Origin of the sequence: Granulicella aggregans (assembly GCF_014203275.1) — a bacterium.
In the GTDB taxonomy this organism is placed as follows: domain Bacteria; phylum Acidobacteriota; class Terriglobia; order Terriglobales; family Acidobacteriaceae; genus Edaphobacter.
The window spans coordinates 1-6,701 of the sequence record NZ_JACHIP010000058.1 but is presented as its reverse complement, the minus strand read 5'-3'; the positions used below and the strand labels follow the sequence as shown (position 1 = coordinate 6,701).

General features: G+C 57.3%; 5 protein-coding genes. 3 read left to right on the top strand and 2 right to left on the bottom strand.

Features of this window, described 5'->3' with window-relative positions; all coding sequences use genetic code 11:
* Nucleotides 1–227 precede the first annotated feature (227 nt).
* The gene (locus HDF16_RS29870; RefSeq protein ID WP_184224570.1) at nt 228–980 is read left to right on the top strand and encodes a Crp/Fnr family transcriptional regulator; all 753 of its coding nucleotides are present in this window, start codon (nt 228–230) and stop codon (nt 978–980) included.
* Between the two features lie 268 nt (nt 981–1,248).
* Here HDF16_RS29870 and HDF16_RS29865 read toward each other — a convergent pair whose 3' ends face one another.
* Nucleotides 1,249–2,013 carry a Crp/Fnr family transcriptional regulator gene (locus tag HDF16_RS29865; protein WP_184224568.1) on the bottom strand — a complete coding sequence of 255 codons (765 nt, stop codon included), beginning with the start codon at nt 2,011–2,013 and terminating at the stop codon, nt 1,249–1,251.
* Nucleotides 2,014–2,603: 590 nt separating this feature from the next.
* On the opposite strand from HDF16_RS29865, the gene HDF16_RS29860 reads away from it, so the two are divergent.
* Nucleotides 2,604–2,822, top strand: a complete 219-nt coding sequence (locus HDF16_RS29860; RefSeq protein WP_184224566.1) for a hypothetical protein — start codon at nt 2,604–2,606, stop codon at nt 2,820–2,822.
* 280 nt (nt 2,823–3,102) lie between these two features.
* A complete protein-coding gene (locus tag HDF16_RS29855; protein WP_184224564.1) occupies nt 3,103–5,178 on the top strand; it encodes a PP2C family protein-serine/threonine phosphatase in 2,076 nt (691 codons plus the stop codon).
* A 204-nt stretch (nt 5,179–5,382) separates the two neighbouring features.
* Here the strand turns inward: HDF16_RS29855 and HDF16_RS29850 are convergent.
* A partial coding sequence (locus HDF16_RS29850) for an FG-GAP-like repeat-containing protein (RefSeq protein ID WP_184224562.1) occupies nt 5,383–6,701 on the bottom strand: 1,319 nt, incomplete at its 5' end.

Below are 6,701 nucleotides of genomic sequence, written 5' to 3'. Positions count from 1 at the left end.
AAATGAGGACCACGGAGCGATAGCTTTTTGCTGCGTATCGGTCGTTTATAGAAAACGACGTTATTGAAATGACCCATGACAAGCGAAGTTGTCGTGGGTACCGTATGCTGACGGCCTGATCGAGACCAGAAGGGAAGAGTGCTCTTGGACATCTTCGATCATTTGATCGATGTAAGCTATGTGGATCACATGACATTTCCAGCTTCTCCGATCAGTGAGGTGACGGCATGAAGATTTCAGCAACAGTCCCTTTCGATCCGGCAGCCTTTTTAGCTACCGCCGGTCTAGGTCGACGGATAGTAGAAATACCCTCAAAAGGCGTTTTCTTTACTCAAGGAGATCCCGCTGAGCACGTCTTCTACATACAGACAGGCCGGGCGAAACTGACGGTGGTGTCGGGAGCTGGTAAAGAGGCGACCATCACGCTTCTCTCTGCTGGTGACTTCGTTGGTGAGGAGTCGGTAGCCGCCATCGTTGGCCTTCACATGGCGACCGCTACAGCCGTGACCGTCTGCAGTGTGCTTAAGATTCGCCGTGATGAGATGCTGCGCGTCATGCATGAGGAAAATGCTTTTTCGGATATGTTCCTCTCCTTCCTGGTCGCCCGCAGTATGCGGATTCAAGCCGATCTGGTCGATCAGCTCTTCAACTCAAGTGAGAGGCGCTTAGCCCGAATCCTGCTGCTCATGGCAGAGTTTGGACAACCTGGTGAACCTGAAAAATTGATTCCAAGGATCTCTCAGGAGACGCTAGCCGACATGATCGGCACCACCCGGTCTCGTGTGAGCTTTTTTATGAACCGCTTTCGAAGCTTGGGCTTCATCGAGTACAACGGCAGGATCCACGTAAATAAGTCTTTGCTGAACGTAGTTCTTCATGATCAGAAGTTCGAGCACAATGCGGCACTCCTCAGTAATGAAAATGAGCAAAGAATCAAGGGCAAGAAGGCACCTAAAAAGGCACATTCAAGTGACGCCTAGACCGAATTCCCAGCCCAGTTGTCACGCAAAAACGGGCTCAGCGTCGATCTTTGACTCTGCAACGTACCCTGTCAAGGCTTAAGCGAGCTGGGAGTTGACCTCATCCGCGATCGCCATCACAGCTACGAGAACCAAGCTGAAAATTCACGCGGTGGAGATTATTTTGCAAGGTTTGGAAGATGCTCACCTGCAACATCCGCGATTATTCAACCATCATTGCAACGGGGTAGCCTTGTTGGGGTCACTACACCCAGCAGGCAGAAGTGGCTTAGGCGTGGACTACGGCGAGTCCAATAGGGACAAGAACGCGATGGTTCCACGGATGGGACGCGAGCGGGTGAGTGTAGAGGTCGTGGGTAAGAGATCGAGTGATTGGGTAGCAAACGCAGGCGGCGGCTTCAAGGCGTTCGCGATCCAGAATCCTCATCTTGCCCCGGCTGTATTCGATCATTCCGCCGCGCTGCAGGGCTCCGGCGATGACCGTGACTGTCGTTCGGCGGGATCCGAGCATCATGCCTAGAAACTCCTGAGTGAACTCGAGGATGCTTGAGTTGGTGAGATCTTGAGCCATTAGGAGCCAGCGAGCAAGGCGCTGCTCGGTCTCATGCAGACGATTGCAGGCTGCAAGCTGACCGAGAGTTACAGCTTGCTCTTGGGTGAATTCCAGGAGTCGCCCGCGTATCTCTTCATTAGTGTGGAAGGCTTCTAATAGGAATGCGAAGGGGATGCGTAGGGCGGTGGCGTTGAGTTGAACGAAGCATTCGGTAGCGATTTTCGTGGGACCGAGAAGATGTAACCCCCCAACCATCCCTTCATGGCCGATGAGACCGACTTCAGCGCTCGTACCATCAGGCATGGCAGTGACGATAGAGGCGATGCCAGAGGTAATGAAATACGCGTCAGCAGGGATGACGTCGGCGGCGTAAAGGCACTTCTTAAGGGGAAGATCGACCTCTATGCAACGCGAGAGGAGAAAATTACGGCTGTTGGAGGACAGCGAGCTGAGCAGACGGCTTTCGAGGTGAGAGGACATGGGCTCCTTTGCTATCGCAGAGGAGACGGGTTTGGGGGGCTCCCAATGTCTCACTTCTCTGATGAGAAACTGGCTTGCGTTCCCACCAGATGTGAAAATCATACTACTATGTCGCACGTGCGACAGTTGCCTAGGCAACACTACGTAAGCTTCGTCGTATAGGTTACACAGGATGGATATAGGCTAAGCAAGGATAACGACAAACCACTTACTAGGGGTCCCGTCAGAAAATGGGCAATAAAGCACGCTAAGGGGCCTGACCGCCTGTACAAGGGACCATTCTCCGGTTGCAACCCCTCACAGATGCCCAGGCGGCCCTGCGGAGGCCATTCAGGCGAGCTTCCTCCGGCGTTGAAGTCCAAAGCGCTACATCCAAACGTTCTCACAAACGCTGGTTTGCGAGAATGATTGCAATCGAGAAAGCACCGGCCTAGATCCTTACTTTAGCGTTCTCGCAATCGGTTCTCGGTTGCGGTTTTGCAGGCGTTTAAGAAGAAGATGACTTCTGAGAACTGCTCACACTGATGAGCGGCTTAGCGGAGCCAGCAGATCGCTAGCGTGCTTTATTGTTCGTTTTCTGACGGGACCCCATGCAGAACGTCAAGGAGGGGAACCGGCTGGCTATGGGATTTGTCTTTCTTCTTGGCATGGTCGGAGGTCTGCTATTCGGATACCTTGCCGTCATGCGCACACAGAACGCCATGGATGATCGGCTAGGCCGTATGGAGCAGTTCTTCTCTACGCCTGCTCAGACGGTTCCTGTAGCGCCCAATCCGCCTGCTCCGGCTCATAAAGGGAAAGCGAAGTAGGCATAGCAGAGCAGGGGCTTCACCCACGGCAGGCTATGGATTTGACGCGCAAGCGCTTGGAACGAGCATAGAGCGCTTGTCCCACAAACCCACAGCCTCGGCGGCGGGTGATTAACTAAATAAAGAGAAAGGCACCAGGTTCTTGCCGTTGTGCTGTGTCATTTCTCGGGGGCCTTCCCAAAGAAAAGCGGTGCCTGAAGAGTTGGAGTAAGGGGAGGTTGGGCCGTATGCTCTGAGGCGTAAGCTAATCGCTTCCCCAGAGTTTTCGTAAGAGGTTTGCATGAAGCGTTTGCTTGGCTCCTTGGTGCTGCTGCTGTGTGTTTTTGGCTGGTTCAACCCGCAAGGAGAGGCGGAGGAGTTTAAGGCACCCTATCCCGGCAAGGGCGTGGTGACGGTCAAAGGCGATTGGCGCTTCCACACCGGCGATGACCTCGCCTGGAAAGACCCGAAGCTCGACGACACCACTCCGGCTGCCGGCTGGGAGGCGATCACCGCCGACGATACCTGGGGCGCGCAGACGCACCCCGGCTACACCGGCTTCGCCTGGTATCGGCGGGCCATCGAGATGGATGGCGTGAAGGGGCCGATCTCGATCGCCATGCCGCCGGTCGACGATGTGTACGAGCTCTACTGGAACGGGGAGAAGATCGGCGGAGATGGGTCGCTGCCGCCCCATGCGCACTGGCACCTGCGGAACTATGCAGATGTCTACTCTCTGCCCAAGCCGGACGCGGAGGGAAGGCTGAAGGGCGTGCTGGCGGTGCGGGTGTGGAAGTCCATGCTCAGTTCCCAGGATGCGAGTGACGGAGGCGGATTGAATGGCCCGCCAACGATTGGAGACAGCAAGCTGCTGGAAGACCGGCTGAAACTGGCCGACGTGAAGTACGAGCAGGCACGGTTGATCCCCGTGGTCCTGTTTGTCTTTTTCGCGGTGATTGGAAGTTTTTCCCTTGCTTTGTGGGCGATCAACAGGAGCCGGAGGCTGAACCTGTGGCTTGGGGTCTTTCTGCTGTGCTCCGCGTGTGCCATTACGGCTGCGTTTCCGGCTCTTCAGCGGTCCGCGGACTTTGCATGGGCCCAACTGAAGACGCAGCTTGTCGGCGCGGGCACCGACATTGGGGTGTGGATGCTGGTTGTAACGCTCTTCGGCCTGGATAGGGAGAGGCTGTGGCGGCGAACGACAGCGATCTTCGTCGCGGTGTACCTGATCTCGAACGCGGTGGATGTGGCTACAATCTCCATGTGGGCTTCGGGGCGGCCAGTGCTGCAGGTCATCGACGGGGTGACGACGGCGATCTACTCGGTGGTGCCGCTCTACCTGTTTGTGCTGGTCGCGGCGGGGCTACGGCGGCGGCGCGATCTTGGGCTACTCCCGATGGCCCTGGCCTGCGTGGCCCTCGAGGCCTACAACTTGGTAAGCGGCGCGCTGGGGCAGTTCAAGCGGTTTACGCATATCGACTTTCCGGCGCTGATCGCGGGCGCGGCGATCCACCTTGGCCCGTACCACGTGACGTTGAAGACCCAGCTCGAGATTGCGGTGCTGGTGGTGATGGTCTGGACCGTCGTCCGGCAGCAGGCGCTGGAGCGGCGGCAGCAGGCGGCGCTGCTGGCAGAGGTGAAGTCCGCGCGCGAGGTGCAGCAGGTGCTGGTGCCGGAGTCGGTCGCGCCGGTGGAAGGCTTTGCCATCAGCAGCCTCTACTGGCCGGCCGAAGAGGTGGGCGGCGATATGTTCCAGGTGCTTCCCGGCGATGCGGGCGACGTGCTGATCGTGCTGGCCGACGTGAGCGGCAAAGGCCTGAAGGCGGCGATGACGGTCTCGCTGATCGTGGGCACGGTGAGGACGCTGGCCGACTACACGATGGACCCGGTCGAGATTCTCAACGGCCTGAACCGCCGGCTGATCGGACGCACCAGCGGCGGCTTTGCCACCTGCGTGGTGCTCCATGTCAGCGCGACCGGCGAGGTCGCAATGGCGAACGCCGGACATCTTGCGCCGTTCCTGAACGGAGAAGAGATGTCGGTGGAGGGATCGCTCCCGCTGGGCCTCATCCCCGGGGCGGAGTTCGAGGCGGTCCGCTTCCAGTTGCAGCAGGACGACGAGATCACGCTCTATACAGACGGCGTGCTGGAGGCGCAGAACGCGAAGGATGAGATGTACGGCTTTGAGCGGACGGCGGAGTTGATGCGCGGCAGGCCGAGCGTGCGGACGATTGCGGAGGCAGCGAAGAGCTTTGGGCAGAGCGACGATATCTCGGTGGTGAAGCTGGTGCGGGTTGCGGCGGATGACACGCGGGAGCGGATGTCGGTGGATTTGAAGACGGTCGATATGGGGATGGGGGAGTCGGCAGCGGTTTAGGGAAGGTCTGATTACGTCCTGTGCCGCGGTAAAAGTTCGCGCATGCATGGCAGAAGGCGCTACCCACGACAACCGGAGTTGTCGTGGGCGAACGCGCTGCGCTAGTGACTCCTACGTTCGGCCGTCCTGGTACTCTTCCGAAACGAGGACTGGGCCAACCGGGAGAGTATCGTCCATCAGACAACAGAAGGAGCTCACGAGTGACTATTGAACCGTAAGAGTTGCGGACACCTGATGTGCCACGGTGATCCCGCCTTGAGTAGTACTTGCCGTGATGGTGAAGTTGCTCGTTCCTTTGTAACCAGACGGCTTCGACCCTGAATTGCCGCCACCGCAACCTATTGCAGCGCTGCACGCAGCAAGCGCCACAATACAAAGCAAAAGCTGACTGATTCGCCTGCGGCGCAAGTAGAAGCAGATACCACCCAATGCCAGGAAGGAGGTCGTCGCGCCCGACTGGAAAGGAAGTCGTTTCGCAGAACCTGAGGCCGTCAACGGAGGCGAGACAATCACTGGCGAGTTCACTCCCTGCCCAGTCACGGTGACCGTTTGAGCGGAACAGGTGTATCCCGCCGGAAGGCCCACACACGAGAAGTTGACCGGGCCGACGAATCCAGCTGTAGGTGTGACGGTGGAGTTGTAAGTCGCTGCCGCTCCTGTAGCGACGGTCTGAGTGGACGAAGACAGGGAAAACTGGAAGTCAGTGCTGTCCTGGACGAAAGCAGAGGTGTTGGTCGCGCTGTTGTTGTAGGTGTCGCCAGCATAGGAAGCGAAGAGTGGATACTGTCCCACGGCGAGCGAGGGGAGTGTGAAGCTGACCTGACCGCTCGTATTCAGTGTCTGCTGACCGTAGGACGTTGTGCCGCTTGTGAGCGTGACCGTGCCGGTAGGCGTATTCGAGGCTGAGGGCTTAACCTGAACCGTGATAGTGACGGAGCTACCGACGAGCGCTTGTGCGGCGCTGCTCTGAATTGAAACGGTGGGTGTAGTCTTCACGATGGCCGAAAGGAAGAAGGAAATCTTCTGAGTCTTGTAGTTGACAAGGACAACGTCTGGAAGGCCATCGCCATTCAGATCCCCTACTTGGATCGCCCCTGAGCCATCATCGAGGGCTGCGGTGATGGACTGAGAGAACTTTCCGGTGCCGTCATTCAACAAGACGCTCAAAGTGTCAGATCCATCGTCTGCGGCGATTGCGTCGATCTTTCCATCTCCATTCATGTCGGCGGCAGCAACCAAGGGACTGATGCCCTGACTGAAATTGGTTTGGTCAGGCAGAGGAAGAGCGCTGGGAGCATTCAATTGAAATGTGCCGTCACCATTGCCCGCAACCAAAAACGCGACGTCGCTAGAACCCACCAGAAGATCTAGCTTGCCGTCACCATTGAAATCAGCTGAGGCAATCGAAGCGGGAGAGAACAGATTTGGAACAGTGAGAGTAGACGATTGTTTAAACGTGCCGTCGCCGTTTCCAGGGAAGAACATCAGCTGGCTGTTCCTATATGAGAGCGAGACGAAGTCCA